We start from the raw sequence: 2,894 nt of genomic DNA, 5'->3' as shown, positions 1-2,894 counted from the left end.
GGCCGCCGCACCACCCTGCTGGCAACGCTCGCGTTGCTGGCGATGACGGCCTGCTGGGGCTCGACGTTCTTCCTGATCAAGGACCTGCTGGACCGGGTTCCCACGGTCGACTTCCTGGCCGTCCGCTTCCTCATCGCCGGCGCCGCGATGCTGCTGGTCGCCCCGCGCGCCATCGGCCGGCTCTCCCCCGAGGTCCGCCGCCGCGCGCTCGTCCTCGGCAGCCTGTACGGCGTCGCCCAGATACTGCAGACGGCGGGACTGGCCCACACACCGGCCAGCGTGTCCGGCTTCATCACCGGCCTGTACGTCGTCGCGACCCCGCTGTTCGCCGCCGTCATCCTGCGCAGCCGGATCTCCGGGGCCACCTGGGCAGCCGTCGTGCTGGCCACCGTCGGACTCGGCGTGCTCTCCCTCGAGGGCTTCTCGATCGGGTACGGCGAGGCCATCACGCTCGTGGCCGCGTTGCTCTACGCCGCCCACATCGTCGGGCTCGGCGCGTGGTCGAAGCCGGCCGACGCCCTGGGCATGTCGATCCTGCAGGTGCTGGTCATCGCCGCCATCTGCACGGCGGCCGCGCTCGTGACGGGCGAGCCGGGCGTCGTACTGCCGGACCGCGGAGCGGACTGGGCCTCGGTCGTCTACATGGCCCTGGTCGCGGGCGCCGCCGCGCTGCTGGCCCAGACATGGGCTCAGGCGCACCTGCCGCCGACCCGCAGCGCGATCATCATGAGCATGGAGCCGGTGTTCGCGGCGTTCTTCGCGGTCCTGCTCGGTGGCGAGTCGCTGACGGGCCGGATGGCGATCGGCGGCGCGATGGTGCTGACGGCGATGCTGGTCGTCGAGGCGATTCCCCGCCGCAAGATCGAGGGGGAAGTACCCCACATCGCGGTGTGAGCTCCGGTCCGAGTTTTGTCACGCGCTGGGGTGGCGCTCCGCGGCGACCGGGCGCACCATGGAGGTCTGGGGGAACCTTGAGGAGTGAATCCATGGCTGGTCACGTCATTCATGTCCACGGCACGATCCCCGCTCCGCCCGAGCAGGTGTGGGACGTCATCACCGACATCGCCCATGCCGACGACGTGCTCCGCAGCGTCAGCGAGACCGAGGTGCTGACCGAAGGCGAGTACGACGTCGGCACGGCATGGCGCGAAAGGCGCACCCTCTTCGGCCATCACGGTCCCGAGGAGATCCAGGTCGTCGAGTCCCTGCCGCCGCTGCGCACCGTCGTCGAGGCCGAGGTCGGCCACGACATCATCAGGACGGCGTACCGGCTCACGCCGACGGGGCAGGACCGCGCCCAGACCCGGCTGGCGATGACGACGACGGTGGAGATGAGCCATCGCTCACCGATGTCGCGCGCGATCTGGGCGGCCTTCGGCGGCTTCAGCTACGACCGCACCCGCAAGGTCCTGGAGCACGACCTGGAGGACATCGAGGCCGAGGCCAGGCGTCGCGCCATGGCTGGATAAGCCGCCCCCCACGCTGGCTCGCGGTAGCGTTGCCCCCGCGATGACCACCCCGACCTTTTGCACCGACTGCGGGCACGAACTCGGGATCGGCCGGTTCTGCACGAATTGTGGCAGGCCCGTCCCCGGCCGACACCCCGAGGCGACGCCCACTGTCAGCGCGCCCGCAGCCCCGTCGGCGGCCTCGTCACCGCAGCCCAGGTCCGCGCCCGTCGTGCCGCCGTCGGCCGACCAGGTCCCGCCCTCCGCGCGCTATCCGATGTACGCCGACGCACCGCCGACCGTGACCACCCCGACCACCCCGACCACGTGGCCGCAGCCGACACCGCCCCCGGGCCCGGTCCCGGTGCTGGCGCCGTCGTACCCTGCCGCTCCGAAGGACGCACGACCCTGGCTGCCCTGGGTGATCGCGCTCGTCGTCCTCGCCCTCGTGGCCGCCCTCGGCGCCTTCCTTCTCCTCGGCGGCGACGACGGCGAGCAGGCCGCCGACGACAGCCGTGACGACCGGAGCCAGAGCGGTGATCCGTCCGGCGAGGGCTCCGAACCGGGCGCTCCGGAGCAGCCCGACGCCACCGGCACCGGCGCACCGGTCGATGCCCCCGACCCCGACGACATCGAGGACCTGACCAGCGACGTCACGGCCACGGTGCCGTCGATCGCGCAGCCCAGTCGTGACCGCAAGGGCAAGCCGGTGAGGTTCGTGGTCGCGAACATGTGGGACGGCAGGCCCCGCACCGCGTGGCGGATGGCTGGCGACGGCACGGGCGAAACGCTGACCTTCGACCTGGGCGAGGAGGTCGTCATCACCGACGTCGGCATGATCAACGGCTATGCCAAGGTCGACGGGCCGATCAACTGGTATCGCAGCAATCGTCGCGTCCGCGCGGTCCAGTGGGAGTTCGACGACGGCACCCGGATCACGCAGGAGTTCGGCGACAAGCAGGCCATGCAGATGGCGGCCATCGGTCCGGTGACGACCCAGACGATCAAGGTCCACCTGCTGACCGTCACGGCACCCGGCAAGACGGACGGTCGCGACTTCACCGCGATCAGCGAGGTCCGCTTCCTGGGAGCTACCGCGGACTGAGTCCGGCGAGTGCCGCGGCGGCGCTCTCCGCGTCGGCGCGCGTCACGTCGAGGTGGGTGACCATGCGGACCGTGCGGGCACCGACGGCGCTGATCAGGACGCCGGCCTCGCGCGCCGCGGCCACGAAGCCGGGCGCATCGGCGCTGTCGAAGGCGACGATGTTGGTGTCCACCGTGGCCGGGTCGACACCGCACGCCTCGGCCAGGAGTCGGGCGTTCTCGTGGTCGTCGGCCAGCCGCTCGACATGGTGGTCGAGGGCGTGCAGGCCCGCCGCGGCAAGGATCCCGACCTGGCGCATCCCTGCGCCGAGCCGCTTGCGCCGGACGCGGGCCTCGACCATC

At 71.7% G+C, this 2,894-nt stretch carries 4 protein-coding genes; 3 read left to right on the top strand and 1 reads right to left on the bottom strand.

From position 1 onward, the window contains the following. The 3 genes from ACOADB_RS08340 to ACOADB_RS08330 form a co-directional block, all read left to right on the top strand. Positions 1-894, top strand: an 894-nt coding sequence (locus ACOADB_RS08340; protein ID WP_378597495.1) for a DMT family transporter, incomplete at its 5' end; no start/stop codon positions are given. A 92-nt stretch (positions 895-986) separates the two neighbouring features. Next, positions 987-1,469, top strand: coding sequence for an SRPBCC family protein (locus ACOADB_RS08335; protein ID WP_378597494.1), 483 nt, complete (start codon positions 987-989; stop codon positions 1,467-1,469). Between the two features lie 40 nt (positions 1,470-1,509). Then, entirely contained in the window at positions 1,510-2,553 is a 1,044-nt protein-coding gene (locus tag ACOADB_RS08330) for an NADase-type glycan-binding domain-containing protein (RefSeq protein ID WP_378597493.1), read from the top strand. Here ACOADB_RS08330 and ACOADB_RS08325 read toward each other — a convergent pair. Then, positions 2,540-2,894: beta-eliminating lyase-related protein (locus ACOADB_RS08325; RefSeq protein ID WP_378597492.1), on the bottom strand; the 355-nt coding region annotated here is incomplete at its 5' end. The genes ACOADB_RS08330 and ACOADB_RS08325 overlap by 14 nt on opposite strands.

It is taken from the genome of Nocardioides sp. CPCC 206348 (genome assembly GCF_048654705.1).
Lineage (GTDB): Bacteria > Actinomycetota > Actinomycetes > Propionibacteriales > Nocardioidaceae > Nocardioides.
Note: the sequence above shows the minus strand (reverse complement) of the source record. Positions and strands in the feature narration are given on the sequence as shown.